The 19,207-nt window shown below is 30.1% G+C and carries 19 protein-coding genes and 1 tRNA gene; 18 read left to right on the forward strand and 2 right to left on the reverse strand.

The window, feature by feature from the left end:
* Positions 1–309 precede the first annotated feature (309 nt).
* The 3 genes from AC6EI0_RS04885 to AC6EI0_RS04895 all read left to right on the forward strand — a co-directional run bounded on the left by AC6EI0_RS04885 (position 310) and on the right by AC6EI0_RS04895 (position 1,010).
* Positions 310–558, forward strand: coding sequence for a hypothetical protein (locus tag AC6EI0_RS04885; protein ID WP_498523306.1), 249 nt, complete (start codon positions 310–312; stop codon positions 556–558).
* Positions 559–629: 71 nt separating this feature from the next.
* Positions 630–779, forward strand: a complete 150-nt coding sequence (locus tag AC6EI0_RS04890; RefSeq protein ID WP_498523307.1) for a hypothetical protein — start codon at positions 630–632, stop codon at positions 777–779.
* Positions 780–936: 157 nt separating this feature from the next.
* A tRNA-Arg gene (locus AC6EI0_RS04895) sits at positions 937–1,010 on the forward strand.
* 600 nt (positions 1,011–1,610) lie between these two features.
* Here the strand turns inward: AC6EI0_RS04895 and AC6EI0_RS04900 are convergent.
* Entirely contained in the window at positions 1,611–2,396 is a 786-nt protein-coding gene (locus AC6EI0_RS04900; protein WP_498523308.1) for a histidine phosphatase family protein, read from the reverse strand.
* A gap of 247 nt (positions 2,397–2,643) precedes the next feature.
* On the opposite strand from AC6EI0_RS04900, the gene AC6EI0_RS04905 reads away from it, so the two are divergent.
* The 3 genes from AC6EI0_RS04905 to AC6EI0_RS04915 all read left to right on the forward strand — a co-directional run bounded on the left by AC6EI0_RS04905 (position 2,644) and on the right by AC6EI0_RS04915 (position 5,386).
* The gene (locus tag AC6EI0_RS04905) at positions 2,644–3,252 is read left to right on the forward strand and encodes a class I SAM-dependent methyltransferase (RefSeq protein ID WP_498523309.1); all 609 of its coding nucleotides are present in this window, start codon (positions 2,644–2,646) and stop codon (positions 3,250–3,252) included.
* Positions 3,253–3,451: 199 nt separating this feature from the next.
* Positions 3,452–4,216: a phytanoyl-CoA dioxygenase family protein gene (locus AC6EI0_RS04910; RefSeq protein ID WP_498523310.1), complete on the forward strand. Its 765-nt coding sequence runs from the start codon at positions 3,452–3,454 to the stop codon at positions 4,214–4,216.
* A 39-nt stretch (positions 4,217–4,255) separates the two neighbouring features.
* On the forward strand, positions 4,256–5,386 hold the full coding sequence (locus AC6EI0_RS04915) for a DegT/DnrJ/EryC1/StrS family aminotransferase (RefSeq protein ID WP_498523311.1): 1,131 nt from the start codon (positions 4,256–4,258) through the stop codon (positions 5,384–5,386).
* Between the two features lie 29 nt (positions 5,387–5,415).
* Here AC6EI0_RS04915 and AC6EI0_RS04920 read toward each other — a convergent pair whose 3' ends face one another.
* On the reverse strand, positions 5,416–6,123 hold the full coding sequence (locus tag AC6EI0_RS04920; protein WP_498523312.1) for an acylneuraminate cytidylyltransferase family protein: 708 nt from the start codon (positions 6,121–6,123) through the stop codon (positions 5,416–5,418).
* Between the two features lie 128 nt (positions 6,124–6,251).
* Here AC6EI0_RS04920 and AC6EI0_RS04925 point away from each other — a divergent pair, with 128 nt between their 5' ends.
* From AC6EI0_RS04925 to neuC, 12 genes are all read left to right on the forward strand, one after another.
* Positions 6,252–7,280: an NAD-dependent epimerase gene (locus tag AC6EI0_RS04925; RefSeq protein WP_498523313.1), complete on the forward strand. Its 1,029-nt coding sequence runs from the start codon at positions 6,252–6,254 to the stop codon at positions 7,278–7,280.
* 13 nt (positions 7,281–7,293) lie between these two features.
* A complete protein-coding gene (locus AC6EI0_RS04930) occupies positions 7,294–8,643 on the forward strand; it encodes a nucleotide sugar dehydrogenase (RefSeq protein WP_498523314.1) in 1,350 nt (449 codons plus the stop codon).
* A 14-nt stretch (positions 8,644–8,657) separates the two neighbouring features.
* The gene (locus AC6EI0_RS04935) at positions 8,658–10,421 is read left to right on the forward strand and encodes an ABC transporter ATP-binding protein (RefSeq protein WP_498523315.1); all 1,764 of its coding nucleotides are present in this window, start codon (positions 8,658–8,660) and stop codon (positions 10,419–10,421) included.
* Positions 10,422–10,474: 53 nt separating this feature from the next.
* A complete protein-coding gene (locus tag AC6EI0_RS04940) occupies positions 10,475–11,437 on the forward strand; it encodes a hypothetical protein (RefSeq protein ID WP_498523316.1) in 963 nt (320 codons plus the stop codon).
* Between the two features lie 2 nt (positions 11,438–11,439).
* Positions 11,440–12,396: a Gfo/Idh/MocA family protein gene (locus AC6EI0_RS04945; protein ID WP_498523317.1), complete on the forward strand. Its 957-nt coding sequence runs from the start codon at positions 11,440–11,442 to the stop codon at positions 12,394–12,396.
* Entirely contained in the window at positions 12,393–13,433 is a 1,041-nt protein-coding gene (locus AC6EI0_RS04950; RefSeq protein WP_498523318.1) for a nucleotidyltransferase family protein, read from the forward strand. The genes AC6EI0_RS04945 and AC6EI0_RS04950 overlap by 4 nt, the downstream gene beginning before the upstream one ends.
* A 146-nt stretch (positions 13,434–13,579) precedes the next feature.
* Positions 13,580–14,581: an NAD-dependent 4,6-dehydratase LegB gene (locus tag AC6EI0_RS04955; protein WP_498523319.1), complete on the forward strand. Its 1,002-nt coding sequence runs from the start codon at positions 13,580–13,582 to the stop codon at positions 14,579–14,581.
* The gene (locus AC6EI0_RS04960; protein ID WP_498523320.1) at positions 14,578–15,783 is read left to right on the forward strand and encodes a LegC family aminotransferase; all 1,206 of its coding nucleotides are present in this window, start codon (positions 14,578–14,580) and stop codon (positions 15,781–15,783) included. Before AC6EI0_RS04955 ends, AC6EI0_RS04960 begins: the two co-directional genes overlap by 4 nt.
* Positions 15,783–16,727, forward strand: coding sequence for an ATP-grasp domain-containing protein (locus tag AC6EI0_RS04965; RefSeq protein WP_498523321.1), 945 nt, complete (start codon positions 15,783–15,785; stop codon positions 16,725–16,727). The genes AC6EI0_RS04960 and AC6EI0_RS04965 overlap by 1 nt, the downstream gene beginning before the upstream one ends.
* Positions 16,711–17,013, forward strand: a complete 303-nt coding sequence (locus tag AC6EI0_RS04970; RefSeq protein ID WP_498523322.1) for an LNS2 domain-containing protein — start codon at positions 16,711–16,713, stop codon at positions 17,011–17,013. Before AC6EI0_RS04965 ends, AC6EI0_RS04970 begins: the two co-directional genes overlap by 17 nt.
* Positions 17,010–18,014, forward strand: coding sequence for an N-acetylneuraminate synthase (gene neuB, locus AC6EI0_RS04975; protein ID WP_498523323.1), 1,005 nt, complete (start codon positions 17,010–17,012; stop codon positions 18,012–18,014). The genes AC6EI0_RS04970 and neuB overlap by 4 nt, the downstream gene beginning before the upstream one ends.
* Positions 18,011–19,195 (forward strand): UDP-N-acetylglucosamine 2-epimerase, encoded by a 1,185-nt coding sequence (gene neuC / locus AC6EI0_RS04980; protein ID WP_498523324.1) that lies wholly within the window; start codon positions 18,011–18,013, stop codon positions 19,193–19,195. The genes neuB and neuC overlap by 4 nt, the downstream gene beginning before the upstream one ends.
* The last annotated feature ends 12 nt before the right edge of the window (positions 19,196–19,207 follow it).

A 19,207-nucleotide genomic window follows, 5' to 3' on the forward strand; every position in this document is an offset into this window, starting at 1 on the left:
TTTCGCTCTGAGGTTTATAGAAGGAATTAAGAATAATCCTGGACGAATCGTCCAAAATCAAAATACCACAACATTAAGTAGTTGATCTATATCTTCTAGGTAAGATGATTTTGTTCAAGTTTGATGTTTGATGATGCTAACAAAATTAAATTTATTTAGCTCCCAGACAATTATGGAATTAAGCGATAAAAGCAAATTAAAAAGCAACTTAAACGAAAGCAGGTCGAAGAAATAGAAATTAAAGCGAAAATAAATGAAACAAACGCTGAAATTGAGAAAGCAGGTAAATCTATTCTTCAAATAGCCAAATTGTTATCACAAATAAAGAATTTAATTAAGAATAAAAATTGGGTTGATTTTACTGAAAAAGACTATATAGCCTTGCCTGGAAGGGTAGCCAGAGATTTAGCATCGGCCTATGAAAGCTGGTTGGGAAAAAGTTCCATTCCAGAAGGAGCCTTAACTCAAGTTTCAGCAAGAACATTGGCAAAGATTGGAAAAGTTGAACTATCCATAAGAAATGAAATTGAAGGCCACATTAAAAAAGGAGAAAACTAACAGAAAGTGAACTATCTTTATTTATTAGAAAAACTTCAAACAACAAACCCATTGAAAAACTAATCAAACAAGTGCAACTATCTGCTCAGGAGATGACTGCAGAAGAAAAGATTGAAAGATTTAACAAACTTTTTGTTGAAAATATTCAGCTCAAGAAAAAAGTTAAAGTTTTAGAAGGAAAACTATTCGAGTACAAGCTTCAATTAGATAAATTTTCATGACGTCTAAACAATTTATTGATTATGATGATAAGTCTTGTTGGTCTGCTTAATTCTGCTTGTGGTTCGCCACATGACTATGTAATGTTAGATAGTTGATTTTTTAATATTAGATTTTCTCTAGGAAACGTTCTCAGAGCAACAATCTAAAAATCGCTCTGCTCCCTTAGCTCAGCTGGATAGAGCAACTGCCTTCTAAGCAGTGGGCCGCTGGTTCGAATCCAGCAGGGAGCGTTAAAAAAAGTTAGTAATATCAATAGACTTCATATGTTCTGATAAATGCCTTAATAGCAAATCACCAACAAAATATCAAGATTGAATATGTAGAATTTTATAGCTAGTTACTTACCAGATAGCAAAACAAAAGTCTAGAGCAGACTCTCAAAAGGATCCTGATCCAAAATTCCAATAAGCTTTTACAATCCAAACAAATTACCTCTTAAACAAAAAAGGGAACATTTAATAAAGGAAAAAATTAAAGACCTAATAACCAAAAACACGAAGATAAAACTCTTCTATTCAAAGCATCTAAATACAAAATTAAAGCCAAAAGATCTGTGCAATCTGGAATGGTTAATTTAAGAAGTAAAAAATAAATTAACATTTTATTAATTGACTAATTTTTTAAAAATTTTTTTCTATAAGTACAATAAGAATTAGAGAATTCGAATATAAGTAATAACTTATGAAAAATTACATAACTGTTTCACTTAACGAATGGAAAGGATGATAAAAATATTGATATATTAAATAATAATAAAACTATTTTCTATAAATTTTAAAATATTGACTATCTAAAAAATACAAACTTATGATAATATTTATCCATCCGGTTTAATTATATTCTCTAGCAAAAAATACCTTACTGTAATTTAAAAAATTATTGAATTCATAAACAAGTTTTAATTGATCTCCTTCTTTTTTTATAACATAAAAACCACCTTCCTCTAGCCTTAGTTCACAAGGCCAAAGATTTGAGAATAGAGAGCAATGAGCAACTGAGTTATGGGCTGATATTATAGTATTAGTACCAGGCTTTATTGATGTAGACAAAATATATTCTCTTAGCCAATTATTTCTTAGATTCATATTCTCATAATAAGGACCTTTGTGGACTAAGTTTCTTTCAAGTTCATCATAACCACCAAAAGCTATATCTGCTGTTTGCCTAGAACGGCAACTTGGACTGGAGATTACTTTACCAATAGGCAATCCACTAAATTTAATTATCTCTCCCATTGCTTTGGCTTGAACTTTACCCCTTGAATTTAAGCAAACAGCCTTTTCAAAGTAATCTTTTTCTGCAAATCTAGTTCCATTTTTACCATTATCATGCAGATCAGACTCAATTGAATCATACATCTCCACATCAATCCATTTTTCTCTTTCCGCGTGCCTAAATAATAGAATATAACCACCTTTTAAAATCTTATTTGCCCATTTTTTATCATTCTCTTTGCTAATTTCTGGTTTATATCCAAAATAGTTTTGTTTAATTAACTCCAAGATAGATAAATGATCTTTTGGTTGCTCTCTAAGGCTTTGCGCAAGATAATTTAAGGAAGCAAGACCAGATAGAGTCAATGTGATAGCAAAAAAAGCTTTAGTTAATACTTTCATGAATAATCTTTAACTGCAAAGCTAACAAAAAATTAGCGTTCAGACAAATATAGTAGGCAACGGTACTGTTAGCAATCATAGATTAATCTAATGTTAAATGATGAAATCTATTCTCTATTGAAAATCTAATAATTGGGTTTAAAGTCGAGAAATTATTTTCAAAAAATTCATTAAAAATATAGAAATGATATCATTCTCCTAATTTTGAGAAGGTCATGTTATTCTGAAAAAAAGTTAGATTCATTCTATGAAAAATTATGGAGATTTATTTATTAAAGATGGAAAATATATTGGAGAATTTGAAGAAATGTATAAAACTTTTGATGACCCATGGGACCAATTAAAGGAGGGAAGTTTCAATAATATATCCAGATACAGTGTCGCTCATTTTCTAAAGACCTATAAAATAAAAAGCAATGTTGAATTTGGCTGCGGCTTGGGTAAAACAATGGATTTTATAAACTCACTTACAAACATAAATATAATTGGAGTAGATATCTCAGAAACTTGTATAAAAAAAGCAAAAATACTATTCCCAAAAATGAATTTCATTGTTGATACTGTAGAAAACATAACTGATTATTCAAACTATGAATGCTTTTTCTTTAGTGAGATTGCTTGGATGCTATTGGAAAATAATATGATAGATGGTATTTTCAAAAAAATGTCAACTCATCTTAAAGGTAAGTATTTTATAAATAATCTGAATTTTTATAAAGGTGAACAAAGATATGGGCTAAATTATTTTTCAAACTTAAATGAATTTATCAATTTTTGTCCTTTTGAATTACTAAATAAAGTTGAAGTTGATAACCCAAAGTATATAGAGACATCATCGATTTATAAGATTAAATGACTGATTCAATCTAAAGAAAATTTACTCTCAACATTTATAATTTTTATAAAGAGATAAAGCCTCAGAATCTTTATAGAATTAATTGAAATCTATATTTAAAAGTATTTATTGGAGTACAAACTAACATCAAAACAATATTTAGTAAAGCAGTATTAAGAAAACATGTTAAAATCCATTTAAATATCTTGGAATTTGTTAAATGACTGAATTGTTTAATAATGAGATGAAATGTAAATTTGAAAAAGAAAGTGTCATATTAATAAAGTCTTTAATAAATAAGAAGCAATGCGCAAATACTCTTAGCTGGCTTGAATCAAATGAGCAAGATATAATTAAGAAATTTAAAGAGTATGAGCGAGGTTTGGTCTGTGAGTCATATAAAGGTAAAGAGTGTATAAAATATTTTGAGTACCCATTATTTGCAGAGCCTGATGTATTCACGCCTTTTATGAACAGCAGTGTTTTTAGACTGGCATCCTCACTCTTAGGCACTGAAGTTAATTTTAAAAGTTTAGAGATTCATTCAAGATTTCCAGGTTCTGAATTAATTCCGCTTCATCAAGACAATGGATACTATGGACTAAGTGATGGGAAAGCCTTAACTTTTTATGTAGCTCTTAACAAGCAATCCTCCAAAATGGGTGGGTTAACATATCTTTCAATAGACAATAAAAAAGAAATTTATAGCCATAAACCCTCTAATTCATCGGGCTTTTCTTTACAAATCAGTGAAGCAGATAAATGTTTTGATGAACATAAGATAATTCAATATGAATATTCAGCTGGAGACGCATCTATACATCATTCTAAAAGCATTCATTATGCTGAGGAAGTCCCTGTCTCCTCTCAAAGATGTTGGGTTGTAAGATATTCATTCTTCGCTTCCGATGAAACAAAAAAAACTAATCATGAAGAATGGTATAGATCAATGGTAGCTATGAATAGAGCATTTAATAACCAATAACTTATTATAAGTAAGTATCAATCAATTAAATAAATAATCATGACCGGATTCGAAGTTTTTGATCATGAAGAAAAAGAAGCTGTTATTAAAGTTTTTGAAGAAGGCTCGATATTATTTGCACATGGATTTGATAATTTAAGGAAAAGATATCATGTTAGAGAGTTTGAAAAGGATCTAAAAAATCATTTTAAATCAAATTACTCTACTGTAGTAAGCTCGGGAACAGCCGCATTAAAATGTGCACTAAAAGCTGTAGGTGTAAAAGCTGGTGATGAAGTAATTACACAGCCGTTTAATTTTGTAGGGACAATAGAAGCAATAATTGATTGTGGAGCTATTCCTAGAATATGTAGAATCAACAAAGATCTTCATATTGATTGTGAAAGTATTTCTCAACTTATAAATCATAAAACGAAAGCAATAATTCCAGTAAATATGCTTGGAATGTTAGGCAATATAGATGATTTAGTTAAGCTTAGAAAGACTTGCAATATTCCCTTTATAGAAGATAATTGTGAATCAGTAGGAGCAAAATATAAAGATAAATTCGCGGGAAATTTCTACGACGTAGGAGTACTTAGCTTTGATCATGGAAAAATGATAGCTTGCGGAGAAGGTGGGGCAATAATTACTGATTCTGATGAAATAAATACTTTTGTCAGAAGATATTCAGATCATGGGCATAAATTAGAGAATGGCGTCCCTAGAGGGGATGACAAGGGAGTCATGCCAGGTTTTAACTATAGAATGACAGAATTGCAGGCGGCAGTAGGTAAAGTACAACTCAAAAAGTTGAATAAAATAATAGATAAAAACAAAATAAGATATGAAATAATAAATAAATCTCTATCGAAAAAATATTATATAAGAAAACCACAAGAATATTCCACAGGTTCTTATGACACTTTTATGTTTGCAACAAATGAAAATTCTCAAAGAAAAGATATTATTAATATTTTAAATAAAAATGGGATTGGAACAAAGAATGTCCCAGATGCACTTAGATGGCATTGTTCATACTATTGGCAACATCTAATTACTGATTTAGATAGCAATAATTCAAAAGATTGCTTGGAAAAATTACTTAATTATATAGCTATTCCTGTATCTCTTAGAATTAGTGAAGAAATTTACGATAAAGTATCTAATGAAATTTCAGAATACTTGTAAATTTATTTTATTTTTTAACTAACAAAAAACTAAAAAGGGGTTCCATATGTTTTAAATAATGCCTCAATTAGTTGAAAATCCTCTTTATTATCGATTTCTAAAGAAGAAAATAAATCAGAGATAAATGTGAATGTATTATCTGAGAAAAATGAATTATGTTTTCGAAAAGACGATGCTCTTGCTACGTAAAAAGAACCATCTGAAAAATATGTAGATTTAAGATCTTGTCTTCTTGTTGCTTTTTTTGAATAATCATTAAATTCCAAAGGTAATAACTTACTCTCTGAATCTAATTCATATTGATAAGAATATGAAGAAGAGCTAGCAGAATAGACAGAAACGATCATTTCTGCATTTTTTTCATTTATTAAAGATGATATAGTTTTTATATATTTAAGTCTTCTATAGGGAGAGGTTGGTTCTAAAAGAATAATAAAAGTATCATCCTCTATTTCACAGCGATCTAAAGCATCTATGATTACAGAGCTTGAAGATGCCTCGTCTGTTGAAAGGGATTTATCTCTTATGTAAGGAATCTCAGCGCCACATTTTTTAGCAATATTAATTATATCAAGATCATCAGTAGATACAATGCATCTAGAAAATATTTTTGCTTTCTGTGCAAATTCAATGGACCAATTTATAAGTGGCTTATTATAAAAATGTAGAATATTTTTCCTAGGCAAGCCTTTTGAGCCTCCCCGTGCAGGTATGATTGCTACAAATTTATTATTCATAATACAAAAAATGATAAGTCTTATTATATAATCTTTTATCAACCAAACTTATTTGCATATATTTTGTCAATATCCTTCAATTTTTTAAATATCACCTGCTATCAAATCTACTTTAATTAAAATAAATTATGACTTTATTAATTACTGGTGCTGCAGGTTTCATAGGTTTTCACCTCTCAAAAGCTTTGTTAGCTCAAGGAAATAATATTGTTTGCATTGATAACCTAAACACTTATTATGATCCGGCACTTAAAAAAGCTAGATTGGATTATTTAGAGAAACTAGCTAAAGAATCCTCATCAGATTATTATTTCATTAAGCAAGATATTTCAGAAAAAAATCAACTTAGCAAAATTTTTATAAAATATAAACCTAGCGTTGTTATTAATTTAGCTGCTCAGGCAGGAGTTAGGTACTCGATTGAGAATCCTTCGGCTTATATAAATTCAAATATTGTTGGGTTCTCCAATATCCTTGAATGCTGTCGAGATTGCAAAATAAATCATCTTATTTTTGCAAGTAGTAGTTCAGTTTATGGAGGAAATAAATCTCTTCCATTTTCTGAATCGGTAGGGGTAGATCATCCTGTTAGTCTTTATGCAGCAAGCAAGAAATGTAATGAAATATTAGCTCATAGTTATAGTCATCTTTATGGAATACCATCAACTGGGCTTAGATTCTTCACTGTTTATGGGCCATGGGGAAGGCCAGATATGGCACTATTTAAATTTACAAGTTTGATACTTAAAGGTAAACCAATAGATGTATATAATAATGGTGATATGACAAGAGATTTCACATATATTGATGATGTAATTGATAGCATAATAAGACTAATTGACAAGCCTCCAAAGGCGAATCCAAGCTTTAATAAAATCTCACCAGACCCTTCAAAGAGTTGGGCACCTTATCAATTATTCAATATTGGAAACTCCAATCCAACCAAATTAAATGTCTTCATACAAGCTCTTGAAAAAGAATTAGGAATGGAAGCAAAAAAGAATCTTCTACCAATGCAAGCAGGAGATGTTAGTACAACCTCGGCTGACACAAAAGCAATAGAAAAATATACAGGATTTAAACCCGGTACGCCTATAAGTTATGGAGTTAAAAAGTTTGTTGAATGGTATAAAACATATTATAAAAATAATATCTAGATAAATAAATCCAATGATCTTACCAAATAATCATCATTGTAAAGTTTCAATCATTGGATTAGGCTATGTAGGCTTACCACTAGCAATTGCAATTGCTAATAATACACATTGCTTAATAACAAAAAAAAAGACAAAAAGAATAGTAATTGGTTATGATATTAATAAAGATCGAATAGACGAGTTAAACAAAGGTTATGACAAAACTAACGAAATTCTGAATAATGATCTTAGAAAGCAAGAAAATATTTTATTCACTTCAGATGAAAAACTTATCATACAATCAGACATATTCATTATTACTGTTCCAACCCCTGTAGATTCCCTAAATAAACCAGATTTATCATATGTAGAGAATGCCTCAAAACTAGTAGGCCGTGCAATAAAACAGAGAGATAACATTAAAAATTCTGCAATAGTCATTTATGAAAGCACATTCTTCCCTGGTGCAACAGAAGAGGTATGTATTCCCATAATTGAAAGGGAATCTAATTTAACTCTTAATTCGACAAAATCAAGTAAAGGTTTTTTTTGTGGATATAGTCCAGAAAGAATAAACCCTGGAGACAAAAAGCACTGTTTAATTAATATAAAAAAAGTAACCAGTGGAAGTAATAAGGAAGCAGCAATTTGGATAAATAATTTTTATTCTTCTTTTATAAAAGCAGGAACACATTTAGCCCCGAATATTAAAGTTGCTGAGGCTGCTAAAATAATAGAAAATACTCAAAGAGATATAAATATTGCTCTAATTAATGAGTTAGCAATTATATTTAAAATGATGAATATAGACACCCTTGATGTTTTAAAGGCCGCATCAACAAAATGGAACTTTCATACATACGAGCCAGGCTTAGTTGGTGGACATTGTATTGGTGTAGATCCTTATTACTTAACATATAAAGCTGAGTCTCTGGGTTATTCTCCTGAAATGGTTTTAGCTGGTAGAAAAATAAACGATAATATGGCTAGATGGGTCGCTGAGCAATTGATACTTGAAATGACTAAAAAAGGCCTAGAAATAAAAGGAAAAGATGTATTAGTTCTAGGAATAACATTCAAAGAAAATTGTCCTGATATAAGAAATACAAAAGTAATTAGTTTAATAAATTCTCTTTCAAGTTTTAATTTAAATCCTATAATTGTAGATCCATGTGCTGATCAGAAAAAAGTTCTTAAAGAATATAATATAAAACTATATAAAGATATACCTAACCAAAAGTATTCAGCGATCATAATCGCAGTAGGCCATAAAGAGTTTTTTGAATTAAGCATAAATGATTGGGAAAAATATACAAATAATGATACATTAATATTAGATATAAAAGGAATAGTGCCTAGATCTATGAATCCAATTAGAATTTAACTATAAAGAAAACCATGAGAAATAAAAAACAAATAAGTCAGCTATTAATGTTTCAGGTATGGAAAAGTTTATCAAAAAAAAGGCATACACAAATTTATCTATTATTTTTATTAATGTTTGCGAGTGCTCTTTCAGAAGTAGTCTCATTGTCTTGTGTTATACCATTTTTAGCTGTTATTAGCAATCCAGAAGGATTTTATGAGAAAGGTTTTATTAGCGAAATAGGAACTTATATTGGTATATCATCTGCTAAAGAATTAATTTTTCCGATAACATTTTTATTTGTTTTTTTAGCAATACTATCTGCCTCTCTAAGGCTAATTAATATATGGTTTTATTGTCGTTTAGCTGCTGCAATAGGCAGTGATCTAAGTTGCAAAGTATATAGTAATATACTTCATCAACCATATGAATTCCACCTAAAAAATAATAGTAGTTCTATAATAAACGTAAATATTAGACATATAAATGATACTGTAACTGCGATAAAACTTTCATTAGAATTTATCACTTCAGCAATTATCTCAATAAGTATATTTTCAACTATAATCTGGATCGATGGGAGAATAGCTTTTATAGCGGCTTTGGTTTTTGGGGGTAGTTATTTTATCATTGCATTAAAAATAAAAGCAAAGCTTGCTAAAAATAGCTTCCAAGTTGCAGAAAGAAGCAAGTATCAATTAAAAGCGTTGCAGGAAGGTTTGGGAGCGATAAGAGAAGTTATGTTGGATTGTTCTCAAGATACTTATATGAAAATTTATCGCAAATCTGATGTACCATTAAGAGAAACAGAAGCTAACACAAGTTTTTTATCAATTGTCCCACGTTTTTCACTTGAAGCTATTGGAATAACATTAATTTCAACTATCACCACATTTCTATACTGGAAAAATGGAAATATTTCATATATTCTTCCTATATTAGGTACTATTGCGCTCGGTTCTCAAAGATTATTGCCTGCTCTTCAGCAAATGTATTCTGCATGGGTTGGAATAAATGGCTGTTCAACAGGTATAAAGGAAGTAATAAATATGCTATCAATGCATCCAGAATATGTTAAAATAAGTAATCCTATTAATAACTTTAATCTGAATAAAATTATTGAAGTCAAAGATTTATCTTACAAATACAATTCAAAATCAAAAATAATTTTAAATAATTTACATCTTACAATTTCCAAAGGAGAAAAATTAGGAATTATAGGGAGAACTGGTAGCGGAAAGAGTACATTAATTGATATAATAATAGGCCTTTTAAAACCATCATCCGGAAAAATACTGATAGATGATGTTGATATTTATAAAAAAGAAAATTCAAATATGCTATTTAATTGGCGTTCAAGTATATCACATGTACCACAATGTATATATCTTTCAGATAGCACATTAGAAGAAAATATTGCATTTGGGATACCTAAAGAGGATATAGACACTGAAAAAGTGAAATTATCGGCAAAAAAAGCTCTTATAAATGAATTCATCGAAAGTCTTCCAAGAAAGTATCAAACTACAGTAGGAGAAAGGGGTGTTCGACTCAGTGGTGGCCAGAGACAAAGAATAGCTATAGCTAGGGCCTTTTATAAAGATACTAAGATATTAATTTTAGACGAAGCCACTAGTGCTTTAGATAATCTGACTGAAACAAAGCTCATGGAATCATTAAGCAAACAAATTGATGATCTAACATTAATCATTGTAGCTCACAGATTGACTACTCTAAGTGTTTGCGATCGAATAATAGAGGTCACAAATGGTAATATTATCTATAAGAATATTTGAGATTTTGTAGTTTGAATATGAAAGTTTATTTAGAATCAAGATACTGAAGAAAAATGAATTTTAATATTTTACTTATTGGATCAGGAAATCTTGGAAGAAGATATCTTGAGGGTTTAGATAAAGTTAGATTACCTTTAAATATTAATATTATAGATACTTGTACAGATTCTTTGAATTTAGCTAAAAAAACAGGAAGTATGTTTTCAAACAAAATTCATAATCTAAATTATTACAAATCATTAGAAGAACTAACACATATTGAGATGGATTTATGTATAGTCTCAACAACAGCAAATTCAAGATGCAAAGTAATTAAAACAATCGTAGATAAGTTCAGAGTTAAGAATTGGATTGTAGAAAAGCTAATTGAACAATCAAAAAATAATATTTTATTAATCAATAAATTAATTAATAACCCAGCAAATAGCTGGGTAAATACACCAAGAAGAATTATGAAATGGCATAAAGATATTAAAAATGCTTTATCAATCGATTTAACAAATGAAAATGGATTAGAGGTAAACATAAATGGTGGAAATTGGGGCATGGCATGCAATTCAATTCATATGATAGATTTAGTGAGCTGGTGGACTGGATTAGATATTTCTTATATAGATTCAAGCAATATTAAATATTGGAATCAAAGCAAAAGGGAAGGCTTTATGGAAGCATATGGATCTATAAAGGTTCAATATAATAAAGGAACAAAATTAAATATCTCATGTAATGAAAACGATGAACCTTTCACGATAAAAGTCTCAACTAATTATGGAATCTGGGATATTTATGAGTCAATGGGATCTGCAAAAGGACCTAATGGTAAAGATATAAAAGGAAGAATCCTTTACCAAAGTGAGATCACGTCTTTTCTTGTTGAAGAGATTTTAATTAGTAATCAATGTGATCTACCAAATCTATTTGAATCATCCTTAATGCATATAAATTTAGTAAGCTCGTTATTGCTTAGTTGGAATAAGCACATGGGAACTAAAAATAATTATTTACCTGTTACTTAAAAATGGAAACCAATAAAATACTGTTAATAGGAACAGGACCTATGGCTCAGGAATATGCCAAAGTACTTAAAGGGCAATCTAAAGATTTTGAAGTAATTGGGAGGGGAAAGAAATCAGCAAAAGAATTTGAAAGCAAAACAAAAGTCAAAGTTAATTTCAATGATTTAGATAAGTATCTGAAAAAAAATATAGAAATTGAATTTGCGATTGTTGCAGTCAACACTGTTAATCTTACAAAAGTTAGTCTTAGCTTAATTCGTTCAGGAGTTAAAAATATTTTAATAGAGAAACCAGGTGCCTTAAGTTTACTGGATATTAATCATCTGAAGAATGCAGCAGAGAAAGCGAAATCAAAAGCCTGGATTGCCTACAATAGAAGACATTATACCTCTGTTATAAAACTAAAAAAATTAGCTAAAGAGGAGGGTGGCATAAAAAGTTTATTCTTTGAATTTACTGAATTAACAGAAACAATTGATTTAATACAAAAATCTAATCAAGAACTAAGTAAATGGTTCCTTGCTAATTCAACACATGTTATTGATTTAGCTTTTCATTTGATTGGTTTTCCAAAAGAAAAAGAATGGAACTATTTCCATCAAGGGAAACTAAAATGGCATAACTCTTCCTCAAGATTTGCTGGGGCGGGAATAAGCCATAAGAACATTCCTTTTTCATATCATGCAGATTGGGAGTCCCCTGGAAGATGGTGTATTGAAGCAATGACTCTAAAAAATCGATATATACTCAAACCAATGGAAATGTTGCAAGTCATTCGACATGGTTCATTTAAAGTCAATTCAATAGATTTAGATAACAGTAAAGATATAGACTATAAAGCAGGACTTTTTAAGCAATGTCAGGCGTTTTTAGAAGGAAATACAAAAGATTTATGCTCAATAAATTCTCAAGCCAAAGCATTCAATTATTACTATTCAATAGCAGGATATAAAAAATGAAAGATATAGAAAAATTATTTATATCCCAATCAATTTCAGCAATTGATGCAATTAGAGTAATTGATGAAGGTTCCGCACAAATTGCTTTAGTGGTTGATAAAAAGAAACGACTAATAGGAACAATTACTGATGGTGATATAAGAAGAGGTTTATTAAAAGGAAAAGGATTATCAGAACCAGTAGAAAGTTTAATGAATAAAGATTTTAAGTATATTACGATTCAAGATGATGAAAAAGAAGCTATTGAAAAGATGAGAAGTTGTACCTTAAGGCAGATACCAGTATTAGATAATCAAGGTAAAGCAATAAGAATTCTCCTTCTACAAGAATTACTAAAAAAAGAAATCCTACCTAATTCAATAGTTATAATGGCTGGAGGAGAAGGGAAAAGATTACGTCCAAGAACAGAAAATTGTCCAAAACCAATGATAAAAATTGGAGACAAACCTATGCTAGAAATTATTATAGAAGAATGTATAAAAAGTGGAATAAATAACTTCTATATTTCAGTTAATTATTTAAAAGATAGTATTATAAATTACTTTGGTGATGGATCAAAGTTAGGTATAAAAATTCAATATTTAGAAGAAAAATCGCCCTTAGGAACAGCTGGTTCACTTAGTCTTATCCCAGATAAACTTAAAAATCCTCTTATTGTTATAAATGGAGATGTTCTAACGAAGGCAAACATAAAAAAATTAGCTCAGTTTCATCAAGACTTAAATGCAGATGCAACCTTATGTGTACAAGAATATGAATTCAATTTCCCTTATGGAGTTGTTAAGGTTGATGGCATAAAATTAGAATCATTTGCAGAGAAGCCTTCATACAATGAACTCATTAATACAGGTTTGTATGTAATTAATCCTAAATTAATAGATCTTATTCCTCCGGATACTTATATGGATATGCCTTCTCTATTAATATCAGCGAAAAACAAATTAGATTCAAATGTTATTGTTTATCCAATTCACGAGTATTGGATTGATATAGGTTTACCAGAAAGTCTTAGAAAAGCTAATAATGACTGGAAATAAAAATCATTTATTTTTCAATAGTTTGTTAACACAAACTTATCATTTCGAATATTGTAAGACTTACATTTGAATTTTTGCTAAAATAAAAGAAATTTTCATTTAAAGGAATTAATAAATGAACTTCAATTTTTTTGAGATGACTTAAAGTGAATAATAAAGTTCTAGTTACGGGGGCTGATGGATTCATAGGTTCACATCTTGTAGAAAAACTTGTTAAAGAAAACTATTCTGTAAAGGCTTTTTGTCTTTACAATTCATATGGTCATTATGGCTGGCTAGATACTATTCCAAAAAATATTAGAAATGAAGTTGAAATTATCCTAGGAGACATAAGAGATCCTTTATGTGTTCGCGAAGCTTTACTTAATTGTAATCAAGTTTTTCATCTTGCAGCATTAATAGCCATTCCATATAGCTATATTGCTCCAACTAGTTATATTGAAACCAATATTAATGGAACATTAAATGTTATTCAGGCAGCAAGAGATCTCAATCTAGATAGAGTTATTCATACTTCTACATCCGAGACATATGGAACAGCTCAATTTGTACCAATCAATGAAGATCATCCTCTAAATGCACAATCACCATACGCAGCCACAAAAATTGGAGCTGACCAACTTGCTATGAGCTACTGGAAAAGCTTTCAAACACCTATATCAATTCTTAGGCCCTTCAATACATATGGACCAAGGCAAAGCAATAGAGCAGTTATTCCCACAATTATCACACAAATAGCCTCAGGGAAAAAAGTGATTAATCTTGGAGCACTATCTCCTACAAGAGACTTCAACTTTGTAGAAGATACAGCTTCTGCTTTTATCAAAGTCTCAGAAGAAATATCAACTGTAGGGAAAGTTATAAATTGTGCCAGTAATTTTGAGATTTCTATTGGTAGAACTGCATTATTAATTTCAGAGATTATGGGCCATAAAGTAACTATACAATCTGAAGAGAAAAGAATGCGTCCAAAAGATTCAGAAGTTAATAGGCTTTTTGGAGATAATAGTCTTTTAAAAAAATTAACCAGGTGGACTCCTGAATATTCTGGGAAAGATGGATTTAAAAAGGGTCTTAAAAAAACCATCACATGGTTTGAGAACCCACAAAATCTTAAATTTTATAGACCTGAGGAGTACACAATTTGAGCTACTCTTCCATTTCTAATGAAATAATAAAATGTATAAGAGATGTGGTCAATTCAGATCTTAATAATAAAGAAATTACACTACATGAACCTTATTTTAGCGAGACAAATGCATTGAAATATGTCAAAGATTGTATAGATAGTGGTTGGGTAAGTACATCGGGAAGATGGATTCAAGAATTTGAAGAACAAATTTGTAATTACACTGGTGCCAAATATGCAATTGCCTTAAGCAATGGAACAGTTGCCCTAAGATTAGCCTTACGTTTAATTGGCTTAAAGAATAACGAAGAAGTTATAATTCCACCCATAAGTTTTATAGCTACAGCAAATGCAGTCTCACACTTAGGTGGTATCCCTCATTTTGTAGATATAGAAAAAGAAACTCTTGGCTTATGTCCCTTAGCTCTCACTCAAAGGCTCGAGGAGTGTGCTGAATATAAAAATGATCAGTTAATTAATAAATTCACTAATAGAAGAATTGCCGCGATAGTTCCTGTACATGTATTTGGACATCCAGCCAATTGTCCATTGCTGAAAAACATTGCTGACAAATGGAATATCCCATTAATTGAAGATACAGCAGAGGCGCTAGGCAGCTGGAGAACTACAAAAAGCAAGAAGATTCACTGTGGACTTTTTGGCGATATTGGTACATTAAGTTTTAATGGTAATAAACTAATTACGACTGGAGGAGGAGGAGCACTAATTACAAATAATGAAAAGTTGGCTAATTTAGCTAGGCATTTATCAACTACAGCAAGAAGAAAGCATGAATGGGAGATAGAACATGATTTTGTTGGATGGAATGACCGGCTTCCAAGCATAAATGCAGCTCTAGGAGTTTCTCAAATGGAAGTATTAACAAAAAGACTTAAGAAAAAAAACAAATTAGCAATCAAATATAGTAATATTTTTAAAGGTAAAAACTTTGTAGAAATAATTAAGTCACCAGATAATTGTGAAAGTAATTATTGGTTGAATAGTATCAGATTAAAATTTGAAGATAAAGAAAAACTATTTAATCAAAGAAACAATTTACTTAGACTATCTCATAATAACAAAATCCTACTAAGACCATTATGGAGACTTTTGAGTAAACAAACAATTTACAAAGAATGTCCTAGAGGCTCTCTAAATAATGCAGAAAATGAGGAATTTCGAATAATAAGTTTACCAAGTAGTCCCCAATTAATAAGGTAATGAAAAAACAAAATTTCAATATTTTACTTCTGGGTGGAGGGAAAAGAGTTGGATTAGCAAGATGTTTTAAAGATGCTGCAAGAACTTATAAACTAATGCCAAATATATATTCTTATGAAATAACTGAAAATGAACCAATAAAAATTGAAGCTAAAATCATAAAAGGTTTAAAATGGGATGATCAAAATATAAAAAAAGACTTAATTTATTATATTAATAAATTAAATATTAATTTATTAATCTCAAATGTTGATCCAGCGCTTCTTTTACATAGTGAAATTTCTGAATTACATACATCTTGTCGCTATGTAACTGAGAAAAAAATTGTAGAAAATTGTCATTTTAAAAACAAATTTCAAGATTTATGTATCAAAAATAATTTAAATATTATTCCAGAATGGGATAGAAAAATATTTCCTATGTTTATAAAACCAATCAACGGTTCCAGCTCAAATGGGGCAGAAAAAATATATTCAAAAGAACATTTAAAAAGTATTGTAAAGGACAATGAAGAAGACTTTATACTGCAACAATACATTCATGGAATCGAGTATACAGTTGATGCTTATGTTGATCAAAAGAATATTATTTGTGCTATTTCTCCAAGGGAAAGAATAAAAACTGCTGGAGGTGAAGTTATTGTTACTAAAACAATCCAAGATCAAGATATTAAGAATTTCTCAGAAAAAGTAATAAAGATTCTTAATCTTAAAGGTCCTTTATCAATTCAGTTTATTCGAGATATGAAGACCAATCGATTATGGTTAATGGAAGTTAATCCAAGACTAGCAGGAGGTGTTCTTGCTTCGATAGAAGCAGGTTTTAATATCTGCGAAATGATGATAAAAGAATCATTAGGATATCAAGCAACCAAAATAACCCAAGGACGTACAATAACCATGAGACGTTATTTTTGCGAGGTCTTTAGTGAAGGTAGTTATTGATCTAGACGGTACCATCTGTACCGAAGAGAAACAATTCAGTCGAGCCATGGCAAAGTTACAACCTTTAGCCAAAGAATCAATTGAGAAATTAAAAGAAAAAGGATATATAATCATTATTTATTCAGCTAGGACTTGGGCCGAATATGAATTAACAATTGACTGGTTAAAAAACAACAAGGTACCTTTTGATCAATTGATTTTGGGTAAGCCCCAAGGAGATTTCTGGATAGATGATAGAGCGATAAGATTCAAAAATTGGGAATCAGTTACCAAAGAAATATTATGAAAACAACTATAATTGCTGAAGCGGGAGTGAACCACAATAATGATTTAGAAACTGCTTACAAACTTATTGACTCTGCAAAACAAATTGGTGCAGATGTAGTTAAGTTTCAAGCCGCACTCCCCAATGAAGTAGTAACATCTAATGGTGAAATGGCTGAGTATCAAATAAACAATTTGGGAGGCAAAATGACTCAACTTGAAATGACAAAAAATATACATTTAAGTCTAGATAAATATGCACAACTAGCTAAATACGCAAAAAAAATAGGAATAGATTTCTGCTCAACAAGCTTTGGTCCATCAGCTACTAAATGCTTAGCAAAAATAGATATGCCATTTTGGAAAATCCCTTCAGGTGAAATTACTAACGTACCTTACATTAGAGAAATATGTGGTTTCAAAAAACCAATTATTCTCTCAACTGGAATGGCAACATTAGGAGAGATTGAATATGCATTAAGGATAATGACAGATAAAGGAATAAACAAAGAATCTATAACTATTCTTCATTGCACAACAGATTATCCTGCTAATAAAAAAACTATAAATCTTAATGCAATAAAAACAATGAGAAGTACATTTAATGTGAATGTTGGATACTCTGATCATACAGAAGGAACAGAGATGTCGATAGCAGCAGTTGCTATTGGAGCTAGGGTAATCGAAAAACATCTAACACTAGATAAGGAGCAGATTGGTCCAGATCATAGGGCTAGTCTTGAACCTAAAGAATTTCAATATATGGTTTCATCGATTAGAAACCTCGAAGACGCCTTAGGAGACGGAGTAAAACGACCTACGACAAATGAATTGAAAATAATAAAAAATGTTAGAAGATCTATTGTTGCTATTAAAGAAATAAAAGTTGGTGAACAATTAACAAATGAAAATATCGGCGTCAAAAGGCCCGCAGATGGTATTCCTCCGAAATTTTGGGATGAATTTATTAATACAAAGTCAAAATACAACTACAGAATAGATGATAAAATAAAGTGGCAATGAATAATAATAAAAAGGTTTGTGTAATTACTGGTTCAAGAGCCGAGTATGGACTTTTAAAAGTTTTAATTAGCCAAATAAAGCATTCAAATAAATTAGATCTTCAATTAGTAGCAACTGGTAGCCATCTTTCCCCTGAATTCGGTCATACTATTGATGAAATAAAAACTGATGGAAATCACATAGATAAGAAAGTTGACATGCTAATAAGCTCTAGGGCAACTTCAGCTATTGGGAAATCTATAGGCTTAGCAATAATAGGTTTTAGTGATGCTTTAGAGGATCTAAAGCCCGATATAATAGTGGTTCTAGGTGATAGATTTGAGATATTAGCAGCGTGCATATCTGCTATGGTTTTAAGAATACCAATAGCACATATTTCAGGTGGGGAAAAGACAGAAGGAGCAATTGATGAGTCAATAAGGCATAGTATTACTAAGATGTCTCATTTTCATTTTGTTGGTGCTGAAGAATACAAAGATAGAGTAATTCAACTGGGAGAGAGTCCTGAAAATGTTTATAATTTTGGGGGATTAGGTGTTGATAACATAAAAAGGATTAGATTAATAGAAAAAAAGGAATTAGAGAAGATTTTAGGATTAAGTTTTGGTAAGAAAAGTATTATAATTACATTCCATCCTGTAACTCTAGAAAAATTTACAAGTCAAAAACAGATAAAGGAACTTCTTAAAGCTCTAGATAGTTTCAAAGATATAACATATATTTTTACTATGCCAAACCCAGACCATGATAGCAGAGTAATTTATAACGAGATTCAACAATTCTGCAAAATCAATAAGAATGCAAATTGTTATAAATCACTAGGTCATATTAAATATATTTCATGCTTAAATTATGTAGATGGGGTGGTTGGCAACTCTTCTAGCGGAATAGCAGAAGTTCCTAGTTTTAGGAAAGGCACAATCAATATTGGAGACAGGCAAAAGGGTAGAATAAAAGCAATTAGCGTCATAGATTGTGATCCAGAATGTGAAAGTATAAAAAGAGCTATTTTGAAATTATATGAAAAAGATTTTAAAAAAAAATTGTCTAAAACACTTAATCCATATGGAGAAGGTGGAGCATGTGAAAAAATAATAGAAATTCTTGAAACAAAAAGCTTTGATGTATTAAAAAAGAAATTTCATGACATAGACTTAAGTAAATATAACAACGATGTATAATTAAAAATAAAA

This window comes from Prochlorococcus sp. G5PB11, from assembly GCF_059772425.1.